This window comes from Neisseria sp. HMSC078C12, from assembly GCF_001838065.1.
Lineage (GTDB): Bacteria > Pseudomonadota > Gammaproteobacteria > Burkholderiales > Neisseriaceae > Neisseria.
This window is the reverse complement of the sequence record NZ_KV835582.1, coordinates 191,481-213,185: the sequence shown is the minus strand read 5'-3', so window position 1 is coordinate 213,185 and position 21,705 is coordinate 191,481. Positions and strand designations below refer to the sequence as shown.

The 21,705-nt window shown below is 52.2% G+C and carries 28 protein-coding genes; 25 read left to right on the top strand and 3 right to left on the bottom strand.

Annotated elements, in window-relative coordinates; genetic code table 11:
- The first annotated feature begins 63 nt into the window (after nucleotides 1–63).
- From HMPREF2596_RS01335 to HMPREF2596_RS01300, 8 genes are all read left to right on the top strand, one after another.
- A complete protein-coding gene (locus HMPREF2596_RS01335; RefSeq protein WP_049332857.1) occupies nucleotides 64–579 on the top strand; it encodes an outer membrane protein assembly factor BamE in 516 nt (171 codons plus the stop codon).
- A gap of 8 nt (nucleotides 580–587) precedes the next feature.
- Nucleotides 588–1,016 carry a L,D-transpeptidase gene (locus tag HMPREF2596_RS01330; RefSeq protein ID WP_070849042.1) on the top strand — a complete coding sequence of 143 codons (429 nt, stop codon included), beginning with the start codon at nucleotides 588–590 and terminating at the stop codon, nucleotides 1,014–1,016.
- A 301-nt stretch (nucleotides 1,017–1,317) separates the two neighbouring features.
- Nucleotides 1,318–2,535, top strand: a complete 1,218-nt coding sequence (locus HMPREF2596_RS01325; RefSeq protein WP_070849040.1) for an MFS transporter — start codon at nucleotides 1,318–1,320, stop codon at nucleotides 2,533–2,535.
- Nucleotides 2,536–2,699: 164 nt separating this feature from the next.
- Nucleotides 2,700–3,359, top strand: coding sequence for an amino acid ABC transporter permease (locus tag HMPREF2596_RS01320; protein WP_049349384.1), 660 nt, complete (start codon nucleotides 2,700–2,702; stop codon nucleotides 3,357–3,359).
- Entirely contained in the window at nucleotides 3,349–4,017 is a 669-nt protein-coding gene (locus HMPREF2596_RS01315; protein WP_070849038.1) for an amino acid ABC transporter permease, read from the top strand. The genes HMPREF2596_RS01320 and HMPREF2596_RS01315 overlap by 11 nt, the downstream gene beginning before the upstream one ends.
- 1 nt (nucleotide 4,018) lies before the next feature.
- The gene (locus HMPREF2596_RS01310) at nucleotides 4,019–4,750 is read left to right on the top strand and encodes an amino acid ABC transporter ATP-binding protein (protein WP_070849037.1); all 732 of its coding nucleotides are present in this window, start codon (nucleotides 4,019–4,021) and stop codon (nucleotides 4,748–4,750) included.
- A 75-nt stretch (nucleotides 4,751–4,825) separates the two neighbouring features.
- The gene (locus HMPREF2596_RS01305) at nucleotides 4,826–5,680 is read left to right on the top strand and encodes an amino acid ABC transporter substrate-binding protein (RefSeq protein WP_070849035.1); all 855 of its coding nucleotides are present in this window, start codon (nucleotides 4,826–4,828) and stop codon (nucleotides 5,678–5,680) included.
- 217 nt (nucleotides 5,681–5,897) lie between these two features.
- Nucleotides 5,898–6,353, top strand: a complete 456-nt coding sequence (locus tag HMPREF2596_RS01300; protein ID WP_070849033.1) for a four-helix bundle copper-binding protein — start codon at nucleotides 5,898–5,900, stop codon at nucleotides 6,351–6,353.
- Nucleotides 6,354–6,419: 66 nt separating this feature from the next.
- On the opposite strand, the gene HMPREF2596_RS01295 is transcribed toward HMPREF2596_RS01300, so the two are convergent.
- A complete protein-coding gene (locus HMPREF2596_RS01295) occupies nucleotides 6,420–6,953 on the bottom strand; it encodes an acyltransferase (RefSeq protein ID WP_036492142.1) in 534 nt (177 codons plus the stop codon).
- 281 nt (nucleotides 6,954–7,234) lie between these two features.
- Between HMPREF2596_RS01295 and rpmE the strand changes: the two genes are divergently transcribed.
- From rpmE to cysS, 16 genes are all read left to right on the top strand, one after another.
- Nucleotides 7,235–7,450 carry a 50S ribosomal protein L31 gene (gene rpmE / locus HMPREF2596_RS01290; RefSeq protein WP_003681847.1) on the top strand — a complete coding sequence of 72 codons (216 nt, stop codon included), beginning with the start codon at nucleotides 7,235–7,237 and terminating at the stop codon, nucleotides 7,448–7,450.
- A gap of 223 nt (nucleotides 7,451–7,673) precedes the next feature.
- A complete protein-coding gene (locus HMPREF2596_RS01280; protein ID WP_070849030.1) occupies nucleotides 7,674–9,332 on the top strand; it encodes an ArnT family glycosyltransferase in 1,659 nt (552 codons plus the stop codon).
- Nucleotides 9,333–9,471: 139 nt separating this feature from the next.
- Nucleotides 9,472–10,359 (top strand): hypothetical protein, encoded by an 888-nt coding sequence (locus HMPREF2596_RS01275; protein ID WP_283140391.1) that lies wholly within the window; start codon nucleotides 9,472–9,474, stop codon nucleotides 10,357–10,359.
- A 221-nt stretch (nucleotides 10,360–10,580) separates the two neighbouring features.
- Nucleotides 10,581–11,381 carry an ABC transporter ATP-binding protein gene (locus tag HMPREF2596_RS01270; protein ID WP_070460246.1) on the top strand — a complete coding sequence of 267 codons (801 nt, stop codon included), beginning with the start codon at nucleotides 10,581–10,583 and terminating at the stop codon, nucleotides 11,379–11,381.
- Nucleotides 11,382–11,446: 65 nt separating this feature from the next.
- Nucleotides 11,447–12,223: a lipid asymmetry maintenance ABC transporter permease subunit MlaE gene (gene mlaE, locus HMPREF2596_RS01265; RefSeq protein ID WP_003683792.1), complete on the top strand. Its 777-nt coding sequence runs from the start codon at nucleotides 11,447–11,449 to the stop codon at nucleotides 12,221–12,223.
- Nucleotides 12,224–12,272: 49 nt separating this feature from the next.
- Entirely contained in the window at nucleotides 12,273–12,767 is a 495-nt protein-coding gene (gene mlaD / locus HMPREF2596_RS01260) for an outer membrane lipid asymmetry maintenance protein MlaD (protein WP_003748012.1), read from the top strand.
- 32 nt (nucleotides 12,768–12,799) lie between these two features.
- Nucleotides 12,800–13,390, top strand: a complete 591-nt coding sequence (locus HMPREF2596_RS01255) for an MlaC/ttg2D family ABC transporter substrate-binding protein (protein WP_070849026.1) — start codon at nucleotides 12,800–12,802, stop codon at nucleotides 13,388–13,390.
- A gap of 63 nt (nucleotides 13,391–13,453) precedes the next feature.
- Nucleotides 13,454–13,732, top strand: a complete 279-nt coding sequence (locus tag HMPREF2596_RS01250) for an STAS domain-containing protein (protein WP_049349372.1) — start codon at nucleotides 13,454–13,456, stop codon at nucleotides 13,730–13,732.
- Nucleotides 13,729–14,553, top strand: coding sequence for an MlaA family lipoprotein (locus HMPREF2596_RS01245; RefSeq protein WP_070849024.1), 825 nt, complete (start codon nucleotides 13,729–13,731; stop codon nucleotides 14,551–14,553). The genes HMPREF2596_RS01250 and HMPREF2596_RS01245 overlap by 4 nt, the downstream gene beginning before the upstream one ends.
- Before the next feature lie 114 nt (nucleotides 14,554–14,667).
- Nucleotides 14,668–15,030, top strand: coding sequence for a hypothetical protein (locus tag HMPREF2596_RS01240; protein ID WP_003681812.1), 363 nt, complete (start codon nucleotides 14,668–14,670; stop codon nucleotides 15,028–15,030).
- On the top strand, nucleotides 15,030–15,413 hold the full coding sequence (locus tag HMPREF2596_RS01235) for an acyl-CoA thioesterase (RefSeq protein WP_063076752.1): 384 nt from the start codon (nucleotides 15,030–15,032) through the stop codon (nucleotides 15,411–15,413). Before HMPREF2596_RS01240 ends, HMPREF2596_RS01235 begins: the two co-directional genes overlap by 1 nt.
- Nucleotides 15,410–15,898: a peroxiredoxin family protein gene (locus HMPREF2596_RS01230; RefSeq protein WP_070849021.1), complete on the top strand. Its 489-nt coding sequence runs from the start codon at nucleotides 15,410–15,412 to the stop codon at nucleotides 15,896–15,898. The genes HMPREF2596_RS01235 and HMPREF2596_RS01230 overlap by 4 nt, the downstream gene beginning before the upstream one ends.
- A 143-nt stretch (nucleotides 15,899–16,041) precedes the next feature.
- Nucleotides 16,042–17,196, top strand: coding sequence for a GTPase ObgE (gene obgE, locus HMPREF2596_RS01225; protein ID WP_070849019.1), 1,155 nt, complete (start codon nucleotides 16,042–16,044; stop codon nucleotides 17,194–17,196).
- A gap of 70 nt (nucleotides 17,197–17,266) precedes the next feature.
- The gene (locus HMPREF2596_RS01220; protein ID WP_070452636.1) at nucleotides 17,267–17,455 is read left to right on the top strand and encodes a hypothetical protein; all 189 of its coding nucleotides are present in this window, start codon (nucleotides 17,267–17,269) and stop codon (nucleotides 17,453–17,455) included.
- Entirely contained in the window at nucleotides 17,436–18,050 is a 615-nt protein-coding gene (locus HMPREF2596_RS01215; protein ID WP_070849017.1) for an ATPase, read from the top strand. Before HMPREF2596_RS01220 ends, HMPREF2596_RS01215 begins: the two co-directional genes overlap by 20 nt.
- A 64-nt stretch (nucleotides 18,051–18,114) precedes the next feature.
- A complete protein-coding gene (cysS, locus tag HMPREF2596_RS01210; RefSeq protein WP_070849016.1) occupies nucleotides 18,115–19,536 on the top strand; it encodes a cysteine--tRNA ligase in 1,422 nt (473 codons plus the stop codon).
- Nucleotides 19,537–19,635: 99 nt separating this feature from the next.
- Here cysS and HMPREF2596_RS01205 read toward each other — a convergent pair whose 3' ends face one another.
- Entirely contained in the window at nucleotides 19,636–20,241 is a 606-nt protein-coding gene (locus HMPREF2596_RS01205) for a nitroreductase family protein (protein WP_070849014.1), read from the bottom strand.
- A gap of 15 nt (nucleotides 20,242–20,256) precedes the next feature.
- Nucleotides 20,257–20,652: a DoxX family protein gene (locus HMPREF2596_RS01200; RefSeq protein WP_003681787.1), complete on the bottom strand. Its 396-nt coding sequence runs from the start codon at nucleotides 20,650–20,652 to the stop codon at nucleotides 20,257–20,259.
- 129 nt (nucleotides 20,653–20,781) lie between these two features.
- On the opposite strand from HMPREF2596_RS01200, the gene HMPREF2596_RS01195 reads away from it, so the two are divergent.
- Nucleotides 20,782–21,672: a LysR family transcriptional regulator gene (locus HMPREF2596_RS01195; protein WP_070849012.1), complete on the top strand. Its 891-nt coding sequence runs from the start codon at nucleotides 20,782–20,784 to the stop codon at nucleotides 21,670–21,672.
- Nucleotides 21,673–21,705 lie beyond the last annotated feature (33 nt).

Sequence of the window (21,705 nt, the reverse complement as noted above, 5' to 3'; positions counted from 1 at the left end):
GCTGCCGGCACTAACAGGCCGTCTGAAAAGTTCGGCTGGTAAAATCAATAAAAGGATTATCAAATGAAAAAAATCGCAAAAGTGGGCTTCGTCCTGCTGGCTACCGGCCTGCTGGCCGCCTGTGCTACTAAGAGCAAAATCACTCCTGAAGGCACTACAGACGAGCCACGCTTCCCTAAACCTTACTCCCTGACCTTCAACAAAGACCGCGGTACATTCCCGACTTTTGATGAGCTGGATCAAATGCGTCCTGGTCTGACCAAAGACGACATCTACAAAATCCTCGGCCGTCCTCACTACGACGAAGGCATGGTTGGCGTGCGTGAATGGGACTACTTGTTCCACTTCTACACCCCAGGCGTAGGCGTTGACCCTGAAAACACTTCCGGCGTTGAAGGCATCACTACTTGCCAATACAAAGTGATCTTCGACAAAGACAAATTTGCACGCAGCTTCTTCTGGAATCCAGTATTCCCTAAAGATGCTGTATGTCCTCCTCCAGCACCTACACCTAAACAAGAGCCTCAAGTGATCATCCGCGAGATCATTAAAGAAGCTCCTAAACGCATCCGTCAATAAGGACAAATTTGAAACGGATCCTATTGGGTATAGCCTTGGCGGCAGGCCTGAATTCTTTGGCCGCTGCCGATGCTGTCAGCGACTTTATCCAACGCAAAAAAGTCGTGGTCAATACAGCCAAGGCGGAGCTTTGCTTTGCCGATGACGGTCAGTGCCATCCGGTATTGATCGGCAAGACCACGCCGAAAGGCAAATTCAATATGACGCCGATGATGACCAGCAAACCAGGTTACGGTGGCGAGGTTATCGGCTTCAAAGAAGAAAATGACTTTCTGTTTGCGTTACACAGGGTATGGACGCTCAAGCCGCAGGAAAGGCGCATGGAACGCATCGCTTCTCCCAATGTGGCCGATCGCATCATAACCAATGGTTGTATCAACGTACAAAATAATGTGTACGAAAAACTGCGTCAGTATTTCATTCTGGAAATCATCTGATGTAAGTCAGTCAAACAAAGGCCGTCTGAAACTTTTCAGACGGCCTTTCTTCTCAAACGAAAATTCAACGGCAATTTGCTTGCTCCGTCAGAGCCAAACGAAGAATATTTGGCCGCTTCATTCTCTACTCATCCTCAAGCCATATCACTTTTTGCCATATCCAAAGAACCAACGGTTATTTATGCCGTTTTCCGCCCAATGCTAGAATCGCGCGTTTATATATCGGCTCGCCGAGAAATCACATAAATAATATAGCGGCAGAAATAGCTTTTATTCCCTGCCCCTTACACACACAAACATCATGACTGATTCTTCTGCCAAATTACCCAATTTGTGGCTGCTGATTGCCGCTGCCGCCTCCATCCTGCTGATTACCATCGGCATGAGGATGACTTTAGGACTTTTTGTCCTACCCGTCGTCAACTCGACCGAATTGAGCATGACCCAGTTCAGCCTGATTATTGCCGTTTTCCAATTGATGTGGGGCATATCGCAACCCTTGTCCGGCGCGTTGGCCGACCGTTTCGGCGCGTTTAAGGTTTTAGCCGGCGGTACGGTTCTGTTGATTGCCGCCTGTCTGATGGTGCCGCAAATACCGACTTATTGGGGGCTGATGCTGGGTATCGGTTTATTGTTGGCATTCGGTACGGGTTCGGGCGGATTTTCCATCATTATGGGACAGGTCGCCGCCAAAACGCCGCCTCATCGGCGCGGCTTGGCTTCCGGCCTGGTCAATGCAGGCGGGTCCGCAGGGCAATTTTTGTTCGCGCCGCTGGTTCAAGGTTTGATTACCCTGCCCCACGTCGGCTGGACGGGGACATTTTATGTTTGGGCAGTCATTGCCATCTTGATTTTGCCGATTTCTTGGTGGCTGGCCGGCGGCAAACATGCTGCTCATACCGTCCATACCGACGACGGCGGCCAAACCCTGAAGCAGGCCGTCTGTAAGGCTTTCGCCAACCGCAGCTATATCTTGCTGCATTTGGGTTTCTTTACCTGCGGTTTTCACATCGCCTTTTTGGTTACCCACCTGCCGACCGAAATTTCACTTTGCGGCCTCCCCGCTACGGTCGCTTCGACCTCCATTGCCATTATTGGTTTGGCAAACATTGCCGGCTGTATTTTTTCAGGCTGGTGTACCGGCAGATTTTTGGGCAAATACGTCCTCTTCGGTTTATATGCTTCGCGTGTCGCCATGATATTGATTTATCTGGCCGCACCTAAAACCGATTTGAACTTCTATCTTTTCGCCGCCGGACTCGGTTTCACTTGGCTGGCAACCGTCGCCCCCACCGCTGCCATTACCGGCAAACTTTTCGGCACGCGCTACTTGGCCACCCTCTTCGGGTTGACCATGTTGAGCCACCAAATCGGCGGCTTTTTGGGTTCGTACATCGGCGGCATCGTCATCACGCGCTTCAACGATTACGGCTGGATGTGGTACGCCGACGCAGTCTTGGCAGGCGCGGCCGCCCTGTTGAATTTACTGATTCATGAACGGAAAGCGGCTGCCGCCTGACACGGAAACCTTGGCATTTCAAGGCCGTCTGAAACGTTTCAGACGGCCTTTGCCTTATTCCATTTTTTGTGTTTTATCCACAATCGATATTCCTATCCATTATTTAACACTCCCTTACAAACCCGTTAAAATACTGCCTTTATCATGCTGATTGTCTGACTCTGATGAACTGGTCTTATCTGATCGATGCCATCCCCAAATTCGTCGATGCGGCAAAGCTGACGCTGGAATTGTCGGTATATGGCGTCGTTTTGTCGTTGCTGTTCGGCCTGCCCGTTGCCGTGGTTACGGCATACCGCATCCGCCCCTTCTACGCATTGGCACGCGCCTATATCGAGCTGTCGCGCAATACGCCCCTGCTGATCCAATTGTTTTTCCTGTATTACGGCCTGCCGAAAATGGGCATTAAATGGGACGGTTTCACCTGCGGCGTAATCGCACTGGTTTTCTTGGGCGCAAGCTACATGGCGGAAGCCATCCGCGCCGGTATTCTGGCCGTCCCAAAAGGGCAGATCGAAGCGGGCAAGGCCATCGGTTTGAGCCGCTTTCAAGTGTTCCGCTATATCGAATTGCCTCAGGCATGGGCGGTCGCCGTCCCCGCCATCGGCGCAAACGTATTGTTTTTGATGAAAGAAACATCTATCGTCAGCGCGGTCGGCATTGCGGAATTGCTGTTTGTTACCAAAGACATCATCGGCATGGACTACAAAACCAACGAAGCCTTGTTCCTGCTGTTTGCCAGCTACCTGATCATCCTTCTGCCCGTTTCGCTTCTGGCGCGCTGGGCAGAAAACCGCGTACGGAGTGCAAAATATGGTGTTTGACTGGCTGTTTGAAGGACAAAACGCGGCGCGCTTGGGCGAAGGCCTGTTGTTGACGGCGCAGATTTCCCTGGCCTCCGTTACCGCTTCCTGCGTATTGGGTACGCTGTTCGGCTTGGTTTTGCGTTCGCGCAACCGGCTCATCCGCTTTATCGGACGGTTTTATCTCGAAACCATCCGAATCGTGCCGATTTTGGTGTGGCTGTTCGGCCTGTATTTCGGCCTATCCGTCTGGACAGGCATCCACATCGACGGATTTTGGGTCTGCGTCTGGGTATTTACCATGTGGGGCATCGCCGAAATGGGCGATTTAGTCCGCGGCGCATTGGAATCGATTGAAAAACACCAGGTCGAATCAGGCCTGGCACTCGGCCTGAGCCGCGGGCAGGTATTCCACTACATCGAGCTGCCGCAAAGCATCCGCCGCGTATTACCCGGCGCCGTCAATCTGTTTACGCGCATGATCAAAACCAGCTCGCTCGCCTCCCTTATCGGCGTCATCGAAGTCGTCAAAGTCGGCCAGCAAATCATCGAAAACTCGCTGCTGACGCAACCCAATGCTTCATTTTGGGTTTACGGCCTGATTTTTATGCTGTATTTCTTCTGTTGCTGGCCGCTGTCGCTGCTGGCGGCAAAACTTGAACAAAAATGGGAACACTGACATGGCTTTACTGAGCATCCGCAACCTGCACAAACAATACGGCAACGTAACCGCCATTCAATCCTTAGACTTGAACTTGGAAAAAGGCGAAGTCATCGTACTGCTGGGCCCGTCCGGCTGCAGCAAATCCACCCTCCTGCGCTGCGTCAACGGTTTGGAGCCGCACCAAGGCGGCAGCATCGTGATGGACGGTGTCGGCGAATTCGGCAAAGACGTTTCCTGGCAAACCGCCCGGCAAAAAGTCGGCATGGTCTTTCAAAGCTATGAACTGTTTGCCCACATGACCGTCATCGAAAACATCCTCTTAGGCCCGGTGAAAGTACAAAACCGCAACCGTGCCGAAGCAGAGGCACAAGCCGACAAACTGTTGGAGCGCGTCGGCCTACTCGACCGCAAAAACGCCTATCCGCGCGAACTCTCCGGCGGCCAGAAACAACGCATCGCCATTGTCCGCGCCCTGTGCCTGAATCCGGAAGTCATCCTGCTGGACGAAATCACCGCCGCACTCGACCCCGAAATGGTGCGCGAAGTCTTGGAAGTGGTTTTAGAACTCGCCCATGAAGGCATGAGCATGCTCATCGTAACCCATGAAATGGGGTTTGCCCGCAAAGTTGCCGACCGCATCGTCTTCATGGACAAAGGCGGCATCGTCGAATCGACCGACCCCGAAACCTTCTTCTCCGCCCCCAAAAGCGAACGCGCCCGCCAATTCTTGGCAGGCATGGACTACTGATTTTATTTTCAGGCCGTCCGAACCCTTTTTCAGACGGCCTCCACTTTCAACCAAACATTTGAAAAGGAAACACTCATGCAATTGAATGCCAAATTCAAAGCCCTCCTCGCCTCCGCCGCCATCGCCATCGGCCTGACTGCTTGCGGAGGAGGCTCCGGCGATGCCCAATCTTCACAAAGCAGCGGCGCAGCAACCGTTGCCGCCATCAAAGAAAAAGGCGTCATCCGTATCGGCGTATTCGGCGACAAGCCTCCGTTCGGCTATGTTGACGCCAACGGCAAAAACCAAGGCTTTGACGTTGAAATCGCCAAAGACCTAGCCAAAGACCTGCTCGGCAGCCCCGACAAAGTCGAATTCGTCCTGACCGAGGCCGCAAACCGCGTCGAATACGTCCGTTCCGGCAAAGTCGACCTCATCCTCGCCAACTTCACCAAAACACCCGAACGCGCCGAAGCCGTCGATTTTGCCGATCCTTACATGAAAGTGGCCTTGGGCGTGGTTTCCCCCAAAGACAAACCGATTACCGACGTTGCGCAATTGAAAGACCAAACCCTGCTGGTCAACAAAGGCACCACCGCCGACGCCTTCTTCACCAAAAGCCATCCTGAAGTCAAACTGCTGAAATTCGACCAAAATACCGAAACTTTCGACGCACTGAAAGACGGCCGCGGCGTAGCACTCGCCCACGACAACGCCCTGCTGTGGGCATGGACAAAAGAAAACCCGAATTTTGAAGTCGCCATCGGCAACCTCGGCCCTGCCGAATTCATCGCCCCGGCTGTTCAAAAAGGCAACACCGACCTCCTGAACTGGGTCAACGGCGAAATCGCCGCCATGAAAAAAGACGGCCGTCTGAAAGCCGCCTATGAAAAAACCCTCTTGCCCGTGTATGGCGAGAAAGTCAAACCGGAAGAATTGTTGGCAGAATAAACTGACTATTTTCTCGGCAAAAAGTCACTTTGCCGTATTTCAGCCATCCGATTTGTGATTAATTTAAACAAATATCATACCCAACAACAGGCCGTCTGAACGTGCTATCGATACCTTCAGACGGCCTGTTGTTTAAAAACGAATAACATGATAACCTTTTAATAACGGATGAAATAATTCGTCCGATATTTCTACAAAGCAAAAAGGACTCTATCTTATGAACCGTCGTCAATTTATCGGCAGCGCTGCTGCTGTCTCTCTCACCGCCGCCGCTTCTTTTGCTCGCGCTCACGACCATGCTGGCCATGCACATCATGCCGGTCACGCACATTCTGTACCGCGCGCCTACGAAGCCGCGCGCAAAGCAGCCGCACATTGCGTTGAAGCCGGTCAAATCTGCCTGGCACACTGCATCGCCCTGTTGAGCGAAGGCGATACCTCCATGAAAGACTGCGCAACCGGCGTCAATCAAATGCTGGCACTGTGCGGCACCTTGCAAAACCTCGCCGCTCAAAACTCACGCCTGACCCCGTCTTTGGCAAAAGTGTGCATCGAAGCCTGCAAACAATGTTCCGCCGCCTGCAAAGAACACGCCGGCCACCACGCCGAGTGCAAAGCCTGCTACGAATCTTGCTTGGCCTGCATTAAAGAATGCGAAAAAATTGCCGCTTAAGCACTATTGAAAAAAAGGCCGTCTGAAATCTTTCAGACGGCCTTTTATTTTGCTATTTTGTTCACGCTATTCAGCTGCAAGTTCTTGCTCATCCAACAGCTTTTTCTTCACAACCGCAGGATTGCCCGCAGCCACGCAATAAGGCGGTACATCTTTGGTAACCACCGAACCTGCGCCGATTACCGCGCCCTTGCCGATGGTAACGCCGCCCATGATAATCGCACGCCGGCCGATCCAAACATCGTCTTCAATCACAATCGGGCGAATGTCCGTATAGCCTTCAAAGCGGCGGGTTTCAGGGTTGAATTTGTGGTTGGTCGAATAAAACAGGCATTCCGGCCCCATCATCACGTTCTTGCCGAGGGTCAGGCCGTGGCAGATTTCGCAATTGACGCCGATACCCGAATTGTCGCCGATTACCGTATCCGGAAAAACATATCCGCCTTTTTCGATATTGACGTTTTTGCCGATGTTTGGGGAAATGCACGCAGCCAAAGCGGCGCGGAATTTTTGCGCAATCCGGCCGAAGGGTTTGCAATAAGACGGAGGCAACATTCCTCCCCAGACACGCAAAATACGCGTCAATATCCTTTTTTGCATGGATTCCGTCTCCTGTTCGTAAAAGCGTAAATATTAATCAGACTATTATTTTTCTTAAAGTTTCACATCTAGAAAAGGTTTTACATCCTCTTTTCAGTTGGATTACAGCCCGATTACACAGTATTTGGTTTGAAACTCTATTCTAAACTGTTCTCGCCTGTTGCGAAACTGCCCGCTACGCAAAATATCCGCTTGACGAAACAGCCAAAAATAGCGAAAATCCCACGCTTAACTGAAGTACAGGCAAAACCCCTGTGCCCGCTTAATCGAAAGGAAATCAAATGAAACAAGGTATTCACCCGAACTACCACGAAATCAACGTTACCTGCTCTTGCGGCAACAAATTCGTGACCAAATCCGCAATGGAAAAAGACAGCTTCAACGTTGAGGTTTGCTCCCTGTGCCACCCTTTCTACACCGGTACTCAAAAAATCGTCGACACTACCGGTCGTGTGGACAAATTCAACAACAAATTCGGCAACCTGTTCAAACGCTAATTGCCGCTTTGTCAAAAAGACTGCTTCGTGCAGTCTTTTTTGCATTCAGGCCGTCTGAAACCTTTCTTTCAGACGGCCTCGCCATATCGGATAAACATCCTTCAAATACCCGAAAAAACCAGCGGTAAACATGATTTTTACAAAGCTCTCCGGTCCGGCATATCGCGCAAACCTGTCAAACCCTGTACCATTGCCATTCAAACCAACCGTTTTTTGACCTTCCATGCTGACTTACACACCGCCCGACCCGCGCCGCCCCCAAAAAACCCATGAAAAACCGTGGCTCCTACTGCTGATGGCCTTTGCCTGGCTGTGGCCGGGCGTGTTCTCGCATGACTTGTGGAACCCTGCCGAACCCTCCCTCTTTACCGCCTCCGAATCCATGAAAAACGGTGGCAGCCTGCTGGTTGCGCAAATCTTCGGCCAACCCGACTTTACCATCTCCCCGGCTTTTTTGTGGGCGGCAACCGCATTCCAAACCCTGTTTTCGCCTTGGGCGGCCGATGCCTATGATGCCGCACGTTTTGCCGGCGTGGTATTCACCGCCGTCGGACTGACCGCCTGCGGTTTTGCCGGTTTCAACTTTCTCGGCAGACACCACGGCCGCAGCGTTGTCTTAATCCTCATCGGCAGCATCGGTTTGCTGCCCATCGCCCACTTTCTCAACCCCATGTCGGCTGCTTTTGCCGCGTTTGGATTGATTTTGTGCGGCTTTTCACTGGCACGCTGCCGCGTCATTATTGCCATTTTGCTGTTGTGCGGCGGCTGGGTTTTACTCTCCCTTTCCTCAGGCTATCTGCTGACCGCGGCCATGATGTTTTTGGCACTTGCCCTGTCGTTCCATTCCACTTGGCAGAGCAAACGCTATCTGCTGACCCTGATTGGCGCCATCGTCGTTTCCCTGCCCCTGCTGGTTCTGTATCCGCTGGTTTTATCCAGAACCCATCCCGAATGGTTTGATATTTGGTTCAACCATTATTCTTTAGGCGTATTCGGCGGCTTCCATCAAATTCAGACGGCCTTCAACCTGCCCTATTATCTGAAAAACCTGCTGTGGTTTGCCCTGCCTGCTTGGCCGCTGGCGGCATGGACGCTCAGTCGCACGCGTATCCACGATAAAAACTGGGGCATTCTGAGCCTGTCGTGGCTGGTTATCATGACAGCCCTGCTCGCCATCGACCCGCAACGCCTGCAAGACAACCTCGTTTGGCTGTTGCCGCCGCTTGCCCTGCTCGGCGCGGCACAATTGGACGGCCTGCGCCGCGGCGCGGCGGCATTTATCAACTGGTTCGGCATCATGGCATTCGGTTTGATTGCCGTGTTCCTGTGGCTAGGCTTCTTCGCCATGAACTACGGCTGGCCTGCCAAACTGGCCGAACGCGCCGCCTATTTCAGCCCGTATTATATCCCCGACATCGACCCGATTCCGATGGCCGTCGCCCTGCTGTTTACCCCGTTGTGGCTCTGGGCGATTACGCGTAAAAACATCCGCGGCCGCCAAGCCGTGACCAACTGGGCGGCCGGCGTTACCTTGGCCTGGGCTTTGCTGATGACCCTGTTTTTACCGTGGCTCAACGCCGCCAAAAGCCATGCGCCGGTAGTACACCAAATGGAAGCCGCGCTTTCTACCGAATTGAAACAGCAGCTTTCAGACGGCCTCGAATGTATCAATATCGACGGCCAAGACCAGCGCACACGCATCGCGTGGACACAATACAGCCGTATTAAAACCACGACCGACAACCCGTCCTGCCGCTACCGCCTCATCCGCCAAGCCGCCAACATCGGCGCACCTTCGGGCTGGCAAACCTTGTGGCAAGGCGCAAGACCGCGCAACAAAGCCGAAACTTTCCTATTGCTGGAAAAAACTGCAGCGCAGTAAACACCGCACCAGCCTCAAAACCGAATATCCCGGTTCAACAAAGGCCGTCTGAAAGAACTTTTATCCTTTCAGACGGCCTTTGACTCACTTTAACACCGCTTCCCGTACAATGGCCCTTTTCCCTTATCTGCCTAAAAACATGAAACCCAACCGCCTTTTGCCCCTCGTCCTCTTATTGACCGCCCTCTCCGCCCATGCCAAAGATTTCATCATCTACGACCGCATGGACTACGTCGGCAAACCCGACCTGACCGCCGACAAACTCTCCAAAGTGTTTTTGGTTTACGAAAGCGAGCTGGTCAAACCCGATCCGACAGGCAAACGCAAACACGGCGTACTCAACGAAGCGTGTATCCGCGAATTGGCCAAACAATCGCGCCGCGAAGGCTACCGCACCATTTCCACCGACATCGAAAGCTGGTTTGCCGAAAAAGGCGGACAGCTGCTGACACCCGACGAATTGAGAACCGACTTCTCCCGGATGTACCAAATCTTCAGAGAAGAAAACCCGCGCGCCATCATCAGCAACTACGGCATGCCTTCCGAACACCTGCACGGCATCCGCCACTACCGCCCCAACGTTGACAACGAAGCCATCTTGGCCAAATGGCGGCAAGTCAGCAAACGCCGTGCGCCCACCGCCGCCATCAGCGACTATGCCAATCCTGTGTTCTACATCACTTCCCCCGATTTGGTGCAATGGGAAAAAGACGTCAAAACCGCCGTTGACGACATCCATCAACGCTTTCCCAACAAAAAAATCATCGGCTACATCTGGCCGCAATATTATTCGGCCACCAACAGCCCTTATTTCAAACAGTTCATCGACCCCGTCCGCTGGCGCAAAATGCTCGAAATCAGCAAAAAATACACCGACGGCGTGATTATCTGGTCGGACAAGCGCGATGAAAACAACCAAATCGTGCGCTGGAACGATCCGCGCATCCAAGCCACGATGAAAGCTACCCAAGCCTTCATCCATGCCAATGCCAAAGAAATCAAGGTGGAAGGTTTGCAGAAATATTAAAAACAAGGCGGGCATATTTACCCGCCTTTTTATTTACCTACACAACTGTCTGTATGTTTGACACAACATACAACAAATGACCGTAGCACCAACGCTTCTGCATTCTTTCACACGTTTTTACCCGTTATTCCTAAGCGCAGGCCGTCTGAAAATTGCCCGAATATCCAATACCCTTTACAATACCCGTAATTAAAATACATTTTTCGACACTCCCCTCCTGCATGAGTTCCACACCCTTCATCGAAATGAAAGACGTTGCCTTCGCATATGGCGACCGTCCTATTCTGAACAACATCAACTTCAGCATTCCACAAGGCAATTTCGCCGCCGTAATGGGTGGTTCAGGCAGCGGTAAAACCACGCTGATGCGCCTGATTACGGGTCAAATCCGCCCGCAATCGGGCAAAGTGCTGATTGAAGGGCGTGATTTGGCCGCATTTTCGGCGCAGGAGCTGTACGAACACCGCCGCCGCATGGGCGTTTTATTCCAGCACGGCGCATTGTTCACCGACTTATCCGTCTTCGACAACATCGCCTTCCCCATGCGCGAGCTGACGGATTTGCCCGAAGCAGTCATCCGCGATTTGGTGGTGTTGAAACTGAATGCAGTCGGTTTGCGCGGTGTTGAAAACCTGATGCCTTCCGAGCTTTCCGGCGGTATGTCGCGCCGCGTCGCCCTCGCGCGTACGATTGCGCTCGACCCTGAAATCATGTTGTACGACGAGCCTTTCACCGGCCTCGACCCGATTTCGCTGGGCGTTATCGCCCACCTCATCAGCCGCGCCAACAAAGCCCTGCGCTCCACCAGCGTGATGGTAACGCATGATATTGAAAAATCGCTGGAAATCGTCGATCAAGTCATTTTCTTGGCACACGGCGAAATCATGTTCTCCGGCTCGCCCAAAGAAATGCGCGAACTCGACTCGCCTTGGGTGCGTCAGTTTGTCGGCGGCTTGGCAGACGGCCCCGTCGCCTACCGCTATCCGGCGCAAACGACTTTAAAACAAGACTTGCTGGGCTGATGTTCAGACGGCCTGAAACTTAAACAAGGCCGTCCGAAAACCATTTAACCAATCAACTGAAACCTATGAATTTTATCCGTTCCGTCGGGGCAAAAACCCTCGGCTTCATCCAATCGCTGGGCAGCATTACGCTGTTTTTCCTGCAGATCCTGGCCAAATCAGGTACGGCGTTTGCCCGCCCGCGCCTGAGCATCCGCCAGGTTTACTTTGCAGGCGTGTTGTCTGTCCTGATTGTTGCCGTCTCCGGCCTGTTTGTCGGCATGGTATTGGGCTTGCAAGGCTATACGCAACTAGCGAAATTCAAATCCGCCGATATTTTGGGCTATATGGTTGCCGCTTCCCTGTTGCGCGAATTGGGTCCCGTATTGGCGGCCATTCTGTTTGCCAGCAGCGCGGGCGGTGCCATGACCAGCGAAATCGGTTTGATGAAAACCACCGAGCAGCTTGAAGCGATGAACGTGATGGCGGTCGACCCCGTGGCGCGCGTGGTTGCACCGCGCTTTTGGGCGGGCGTGTTTTCCATGCCTTTGCTGGCGTCGATTTTCAACGTTGCCGGCATTTACGGCGCGTATTTGGTCGGCGTCGAATGGCTGGGTCTGGACGGCGGTATTTTCTGGTCGCAAATGCAAAACAACATTACCTTCCATTACGACGTCCTCAACGGCTTAATCAAATCCGCCGCTTTCGGCGTAGCCGTTACGTTAATCGCCGTACATCAGGGCTTCCACTGCGTACCGACTTCCGAAGGTATTTTGCGCGCCAGTACACGCACCGTAGTGTCTTCCGCCCTGACCATCCTCGCTGTCGATTTTATGTTGACTGCATGGATGTTTACCGACTAAAGGCCGTCTGAAACGACACTTAAAAAGAATGAAACAAGGACAATAGCACATGAAAAAAAATGCTTTGGAATTTTGGGTAGGACTGTTTGTCTTATTGGGCGCGGCCGCCATCGGCTTTCTCGCCTTCCGTGCCGCCGGCGGACAATCGTTCGGCAAATCCTCTCAAACCTACACCGTCTATGCCGATTTCAGCGACATCGGCGGCTTAAAAACCAACGCGCCGGTCAAATCCGCAGGCGTGCTGGTGGGCCGCGTTGCCTCCATTCAGCTCGACCCTAAATCCTATCAGGCAAAAGTCGCCCTCAATCTGGACAGCCAATATCAGTTCAGCAGTGACGTTTCCGCACAAATCCTGACTTCAGGCCTGTTGGGCGAACAATACATCGGCCTGCAGCAAGGCGGTGATACCGATTCTTTGGCGGCCGGCGACACCATTACCGTCACCAGCTCCGCCATGGTTTTGGAAAACCTTATCGGCAAATTCATGACCAGCTTTGCCGAGAAAAACGCAGATGGTGAATCTGCCGGTCAAAACAAACAATAAACACATATCCACTCAATATTCAGGACACTATCATGAAAAAAACTTCTTTCATCAGCGCATTGAGCATCGGCGTATTAAGCATCAGCATGGCATTTGCCGCACCTGCAGACGCAGTTAACCAAATCCGTGAAAATTCCGTTCAAGTGCTGAAAATCCTCAACAGCGGCGATGCCAATACCGCACGTAAAAAAGCCGAGGCTTACGCCATCCCTTACTTCGACTTCCAACGCATGACTGCTTTGGCCATCGGCAATCCGTGGCGTACTGCGACTGACGCACAAAAACAAGCGTTGACCAAAGAGTTTCAAACCCTGCTGATCCGCACCTACTCCGGCACCATGCTGAAATTCAAAAACGCCAAAGTCAACATCAAAGACAATCCTGTCGTAAACAAAGGCGGTAAAGAAATCATCGTCCGCGCCGAAATCAACGTTTCCGGCCAAAAACCGGTCAACATGGACTTCACCACCTACCAAAGCGGCAGCAAATACCGCGCATACAATGTTGCAGTAGAAGGCGCGAGCCTGGTTACCGTATACCGCAACCAATTCGGCGAAACCATCAAAGCCAAAGGCATCGACGGCCTGATTGCCGACTTGAAAGCCAAAAACGGCGGTAAATAATCCACCCCCGCACCATGCCGCCTGATGTTCAAACGGCATGGTGCCTTACATCATCAAGACACCATGCAAACAGAAATCCGCAACGGCACGCTCTACATCAGCGGCGACGTTACCGTCAAAACCCTGACCGCCTCCGCCTTTGCGCGCTTTGAGCAACAATGCCGTCTGAAAGACACAGACCGCATAGACTTCAGCCAAGTAGGCAAAGCAGATTCTGCCTGCGTTTCCCTGCTGCTCAACGCTCTGCGCCGGACAGACAAAAAACCGACCATTCAAAATATTCCCGATTCCGTCCGCGCACTGGCAGAACTTTACGAAATTAAAGACTGGTTGCAATCATGAAAAAAACCACCGCTTCCCTCTGCCTCATCATCAGCATAGCCTCCGCGCCCGCACTTGCCGAACGCAATCCGGCCGACCCTTACGAAGGCTACAACCGCACCGTTTCCAAGTTCAACGACAAAGCAGACAAATACGTTCTTTCCCCCGTCGCACGCGGCTATCGCAAAGTAACGCCCAAACCGGTGCGTACCGGCGTGAGCAACTTCTTCAACAACCTGCGCGATGTCGTCAGCTTCGGCAGCAACGTGCTGCGCCTTGATGTCAAACGCGCCAGCGAAGACCTCGTCCGCGTCGGCATCAACACCACCTTTGGCCTTGGCGGTTTAATCGATATAGCCGGTGCAGGCGGCGTGCCCAGCAATAAAAACACCCTCGGCGACACCTTCGCCTCATGGGGCTGGAAAAACAGCAACTACTTCGTCGTCCCCCTGCTCGGCCCGTCCACCGTACGCGATACCGTCGGCAACGCCGTTACCACCGTCTATCCGGTTAAAAACGCCGTCTTCCACACCAGTGCAGGACGCTGGGGCACAACCGGCCTGCAAGCCATCAACACCCGCGAAGAGCTCCTCGACCTGACCGACAGCCTCGAAGGCGCAGCCATCGACAAATACAGCTACACACGCGACCTTTACATGAAAGTCCGCACCCAACAAACCGGCGGCACGCTCCCTCAAAGCGAAGACGATAACATCGACATCGATGACCTGGTGGACAGCAACGCCACTTCCGAACCGGTAGCACCCCAATCCACTCCGGCAGAAATCCCCGATACAGCCAACCCCCAAACCCTGTATCAAACACCATCAGCAAACCCCTGATCGTTCCAAAAAATAAAGGCCGTCTGAAATTCAGACGGCCTTTATCCCCCAAAAGATAGCCAGTCCACCACCTTTGCTATATCATTCAACTATACAGAAACCAAGGAAAACACCATGTACGAAGTCAACCGCAGCGTCTTCCTGCTTATCCCCCTCGATCCTTTTTGGAACTGGCTGAAATCCCTGCCCGGCAATCACTTGGACGGCCTGACGCTTGAAGATATCCAAGCCGATGCCAATTCCTACCTCGTTCGCCCGTGTGAAACCGCCGACGAAGTATGGGACGAAATCGAAGCGCGTTTTGAAGACATTTTTGCTGCCGAATTGGCCGACTGGTGCGAAGACGAAAGCGAATGGCCGGATTTGGACGCCGACATTTTCAACGAATGGTTCGACATCCAACTCTCCACCGTGATTACCGACCTCGAACATGAACCAATCGCACGCGAAGAGTTCCAACCCATCAATCTCAACTGATGAAACTGACCGTCCGCAACTACCACCTCGACGGCTACGGCCACGTCAACAATGCGCGCTATCTCGAATTTCTCGAAGAAGCGCGCTGGACGTTTTTCCAAGAGCATGACCTGCTGTCCGAACTCAAAGGCATCATGCTCGTTGTTGCACGCGTTGACATCCGCTATCGCCGCCCATCGCTCGAAGGCGATGTTTTAACCTTCACAGGCCGTCTGAAAGACATCGGCACACGCCACATCATCCTCAGCCAAACCGCGACCCTGCCCAACGGCAAAGCCGCCATCGAAGCCGAAGTGACCCTTATGCCCGTCAGCAGCGAAAGCGGCCGTAGCATCAGCGTTCCCAAAACCTTAGCACATGCCATTCAAAACCTCGAATCATGAAAAAAATACTCACACTCCTTATCATTGCCACAATTGGCGCGCTTCTTACCTTCGTCCTTATCCCCAGCAACAAAGCCGCCCCTGATTTCGCCCTGCCCGACCTGCAAGGCAAAACCATTACCAATGCCGATTTGAAAGACAAAGTTACCCTCATTAACTTCTGGTTTCCCTCCTGCCCCGGCTGCGTGAGCGAAATGCCTAAAATCATCAAAACCGCCCAAGATTATCAAGGCAAAAACTTCCAAGTCCTCGGCATTGCCCAACCCATCGACCCCATTGAAAGCGTCCATCAATACGTCAAAGAATACGGCCTTCCTTTCACCGTCATGTACGATGCCGACAAAACTGCCGCAAAAGCCTTTGGCACACAGGTTTACCCGACTTCCGTTCTGATCGACAAAAACGGCAACATCCTGAAAACCTACGTTGGCGAACCCAATTTCTCCCAACTCTATCAAGAAATCGACCAGGCCCTCGCCCAATAAATCCAAGGCCGTCTGAAACCATATTTCAGACGGCCTAAAACCGAAATATCCTTTATAATAAGCAACATTTTATCCGTTCAGACACCAAGCTCCTCTATTAACAAAGGCCGTCTGAAACAACCGAATACCCATAAGAGAACATCATGAAATTTATCGACGAAGCAAAAATCGAAGTCGCCGCAGGCAAAGGCGGTAATGGCGCAACCAGTTTCCGCCGCGAAAAATTCGTACCCCGCGGCGGCCCAGACGGCGGCGACGGCGGTAAAGGCGGCAGCGTCTGGGCAGAAGCCGACGAAAACACCAACACCCTCGTCGAATACCGCTTCGTCAAACGCTACCAAGCCAAAAACGGCGAAAAAGGCCACGGTTCCGACCGCTACGGCGCAGGTGCGGACGACATCGTCCTCAAAATGCCCGTCGGCACCCTCATCCGCGACCTCGACACCGACGAAATCGTCGCCGACCTGACTTATCACGGCCAGCGCGTCTGCCTCGCCAAAGGCGGCAAAGGCGGCTTGGGCAATATCCACTTCAAATCCTCCGTCAACCGCGCGCCCAAACAATCCACGCCCGGCGAAGAAGGCGAAACCCGTTCCCTGCAACTCGAACTTAAAGTCCTCGCCGATGTCGGCTTGTTAGGCATGCCCAACGCCGGCAAATCCACCCTGATTACCGCCGTCTCCGCCGCACGCCCCAAAATCGCCAATTACCCCTTCACCACCCTGCATCCAAACTTGGGCGTTGTGCGCATTGACGAAAACCACAGCTTCGTCATGGCAGACATCCCCGGCCTGATTGAAGGCGCAGCAGAAGGCGCAGGCCTCGGCCACCGCTTCCTCAAACATCTATCGCGCACCGGCCTGCTGTTGCACGTCGTCGATTTGGCTCCCTTCGACGAAACCGTCAATCCCGCCGAAGAAGCCCTCGCCATCATCAACGAATTGCGCAAATACGACGAAGAACTCTACGACAAACCGCGCTGGCTGGTGCTGAACAAACTCGATATGCTCGATGAAGAAGAAGCCCAAACGCGTACCGCCGCCTTCCTCGAAGCCATAGGCTGGGATTACCCCAAACCAGACGACCGCTTCCAATTCGACATGGAAACCCCGCGCCTCTTCCAAATCAGCGCCCTGACCCACCAAGGCACGCAGGAATTGGTACACCAAATCAACCAATACCTGACTGAGAAAAAACGCATCGAAGCTGAAAAAGCCGAAGCGGAGCAGGCAGCCGCAAAAACCGAAATTACTGAGCAGCAGCCTAAAACAGATACCGGCGTATTTAAGCCGGAGTAAAAAATTTCAGACGGCCTTTTTAATATAATATAGGGCTGTCCGAATACAGGAATAAAAAGCAAGGAAGAGCATGATTTCTGATAAACAACGTACCGAGTTGGCGAAAAAGCAAGCCATGCTTAAAATTTTGTATCAGGCATGGCTGGCAGAAAAACGGAAATACGCCGTAATCACGGTAGTCGATAATGAAGGCAATCTGATCGAATACCATCCTTCCGGTAATCAAAGAACAGTAGGCCATGTCAAACAACCAGCCTAAAGCGATTTTTTACTGTGGTGCTAACGGTTCGGGCAAATCTACCCTGCGCCAATTCAATCAAGACCGTGTCTCATTAGTGATTGATTCTGACCATATCGCAGCGGAAATTAACCCTGAAATGCCTCGCTTAGCTGATATAGAAGCGGGAAAAACTGCATTGCGCTTATTCCGTCAAGCGTTGGATAATCGAATTTCTTTTTCCATGGAATCGACCTTATCCGGCAAATCCGCCCTTACCCGCATTCAAACGGCCCGCAATGCCGGATTCTACGTCATACTCAACTATATCGGTCTTGCGACGCCCGAATTAAATATCCGCCGTATGCAGGAGCGCGTCGCAAGCGGCGGACACTGGATAGATCCTGAGTTAATCCTCAAACGCTACCATGTGAGCCTGCAAAACCTTCATACCGCATTACCGTTTGCCGATGAAAGTTTTATTTTTGATAACTCATCGGTTTATCCACAGCTGCAAATATGGATAAATCAATATCAATATTTAAAAAACAAACATTTAGCCGATTGGGTAAATCCAATCGAGCAAACCATACTTTCAAATGGATTAATTTTTGATTCTTTTTTAGCTTATGAATAAAGAATTTGCCTGCACAAAAAATCCAAAATAATTTCCCTCTGTTTACACAAAATTTGAAAATTCCATGACCACCATCTACAACACCCTTACCCGTCAAAAAGAACCCTTCTCCCCCATCGACCCTAAAAACGTGCGTATGTATGTTTGCGGCATGACTGTTTACGACTACTGCCACTTAGGTCATGCCCGAGTGATGGTTGTATTCGACATGATTGCCCGCTGGCTGCGCGAGTGCGGTTATCCGCTCACTTATGTGCGTAACATTACCGACATCGACGACAAAATCATCGCCCGTGCGGCTGAAAACGGCGAAACCATCGGCGAACTGACCGCGCGCTTCATTCAGGCTATGCACGAAGATGCCGATGCTTTGGGCGTATTGCGTCCCGACATCGAGCCGAAGGCGACGGAAAACATTCCGCAAATGATTGCCATGATTGAGACCCTGATTCAAAACGGCAAAGCATATCCTGCCGCAAACGGCGACGTTTACTATGCTGTGCGCGAGTTTGCCGCTTACGGCCAATTATCGGGCAAATCGTTGGACGACTTGCGCGCAGGCGAGCGTGTGGAAGTGGACGGTTTCAAACGCGATCCGCTTGATTTTGTGTTGTGGAAAGCCGCCAAAGCAGGCGAACCGGCATGGGAAAGCCCGTGGGGCAATGGTCGTCCGGGTTGGCATATTGAATGCTCTGCCATGAGTGAAAACCTGTTCGGCGATACTTTCGACATCCACGGCGGCGGCGCGGATTTGCAATTCCCGCACCACGAAAACGAAATCGCCCAAAGTGTCGGCGCGACAGGGCATACCTGCGGCCATGACCACGCGCAAACCCACCACGGGCAAAGTATTGCCAGCCACGTCAAATACTGGCTGCACAACGGCTTCATCCGTGTGGACGGCGAAAAAATGTCCAAATCGCTGGGCAACTTCTTCACCATCCGCGAAGTGTTGAAGCAATACGACCCCGAAGTCGTGCGCTTCTTCATCCTGCGCGCCCACTACCGCAGCCCGCTGAATTACTCCGACGCGCATCTGGACGATGCCAAAGGCGCGCTGACACGCCTGTACACCACCTTGAAAAACACACCAGCGGCTGAGTTTGATTTATTTGAAAACGCCAATGATTACACTCGCCGTTTCTACGCCGCCATGAACGACGATTTCGGTACGGTCGAAGCGGTTGCCGTGTTGTTTGAGCTGGCAGGCGAAGTGAACAAAACCAATGATGCACACCTCGCCGGCTGCCTGAAAGCCTTGGGCGGCATCATTGGTCTGCTGCAACGCGATCCGATTGAGTTTCTGCAAGGCGGCGCGGTTTCAGACGGCCTGTCCAACGAAGAAATCGAAGACTTAATCGCCCGACGCAAACATGCTCGCGCGGATAAAAACTGGGCAGAGTCCGACCGCATCCGCGACCTTCTGAACGAACACAAAATTATTCTGGAAGACAATGCCGGCGGTACGACCTGGCGCCGCGGTTGAGTTCATGGCATAGATAAAAGGCCGTCTGAAACTATTTTCAGACGGCCTTTTTAATTTTGGTATTTCAAAAAACACCCTTTATTTAAAACATCATTTCATTTATGCGCCGAATACTTTCAGACGGCCTTCGATTGGTTGGAAGGCTTTTTCGCCGGCAGGAGCCGCGATACCGCCAATCACCATTTGCGCACGCAACAACCAGCTTTCCGGCAGGTTCCATTCTTTGGCAATGGCCGCATCAGGCAGCGGATTGTAGTGTTGCAGATTGGCACCGATACCGGCAGCCGCCAATGTTGTCCAAACAGCATATTGAACCATGGCATTTGCCTGATCCGCCCAGATCGGGAAGTTGGCCGCATAAGATGGAAACTGCTCTTGCAAGCCTTTGACAACATCTTGATCTTCAAAGAACAAAACTGTCGCCGCGCCTGCTTTAAACAAGTTCAGTTTTTGCGCAGTGGCTTCAAACTGCTCGGCAGGGACAACCGCACGCAAAGCTTCTTCGACAAAATGCCACACTTTGGCATGTTCTTCGCCAAACAATACGACCACTCGGGCAGATTGCGAATTGAAAGAAGAAGGCGTATGCAAAACGGCGTGTTCGATGATTTTGCTTACTTCCTCATTGGACAAAGGTAGGGTGTTGTTCAATGCATAAATAGAACGACGGGTTTCAGCAGCTTGTTGCAAAACAGAATAAGTCATGATCTTTTCCTTAAATTAATCTTTATCTTTGCCAAAAACGTTATCCAAAGCCCACGCTCCGCCACCGGCTACTGCCAGATACAAAAACACGAAACAGAACAAAACGGCAGATTCACCCTGGTTGGCCAATGGAAACAATACATTACCAGAAGACGCATGCGCCATAAAGTAGGCGGCTGCCATCTGGCCGGATAAAACAAACGCGGCCGGACGCGTAAACAGGCCCAATATCAATAAGATACCGCCGACAATTTCCAAAATACCGGCCACCAGCATCAAGCCTTCTGGCGCTCCGCCCATGGACATCGGAAAACTGAAAAACTTGGCCGTGCCATGCAGCAAAAACAGATACGCCGTCACAATGCGCAAGACGGACAATACAACAGGTTGGAATGATTTGAGGGCTGACATCTTCATAATCCTTATCTTAAATGGCTACCTGAAAGAGGTAGGGAGCAATTTCAATAAGTGCAGTATAGATAATTCCCAGTAAGAGATATATACTCGAATTATTGATACAACGTTTCCTAATAAGAAATCATGGACACCCTATTCAGCCTAAAAGTTTTCCGCCAAGTTGTTCAAAGCGGCAGTTTTACCCGTGCTGCCGATCAGCTCAATATCTCCACCGCCATGGCCAGCAAACACGTCAGCCATCTGGAAAACACCATACAAGCCAAGCTCTTACACCGCAACAGCCGCAACCTTCATCTGACCGAAGCAGGCGAAGAATACTACCGTCAATGCAGCTACGCGCTGGATACCTTGGACACCGCCGCTCAAAAAGCAGCAGGCGGTACCGACACGCCGCAAGGTATGTTGCGCGTCACCATGCCCCTGTGGTTTGCAGGCGGCAACATGAGCGCATGGCTGGCCGAATACCGCCAGCGTTATCCCAAAGTCACGCTCGACCTCGTCCTCGACAACCGCCATATCGACCTCATCGCCGAAGGTTTCGACCTCGCCTTGCGCGTTTCCAAAACCCCCTCCCCTTCGCTGATCGTCAAACCGCTGGCCAAAATCGAGTTCGTCCTACTTGCCGCCCCCGACTATCTCGCCCGACACGGCACACCCGATACACCCGAAGCCGTCATGCAGCACCAAGCCATCCTGCCTTCCTATACCAGTCAACAAAACTGGGAAATTACCCACCGCCACACCGGAGAAAAAGCCATTCTCCACCTCTCCCCCGTTATCCGCAGCGACAACACGCTGATGATCCGCGAGCTGATTAAAGCAGGTGCAGGCATAGGCTATCAGCCCCTTTGGGCAGTTCAGCAGGAATTGAAGGACGGCACATTGATCCAACTTCTGCCCGATTACACCATCTGGACAGACCAACTGAACGCCACCTATGTCGACAGGGCCTTTCTCAGCGCGAAAGTGCGCAGCTTTATCGACTTTTTCAATGAAAAAATATCGGAAGGATAAACATCAAGGCCGTCTGAAACACTTTTCAGACGG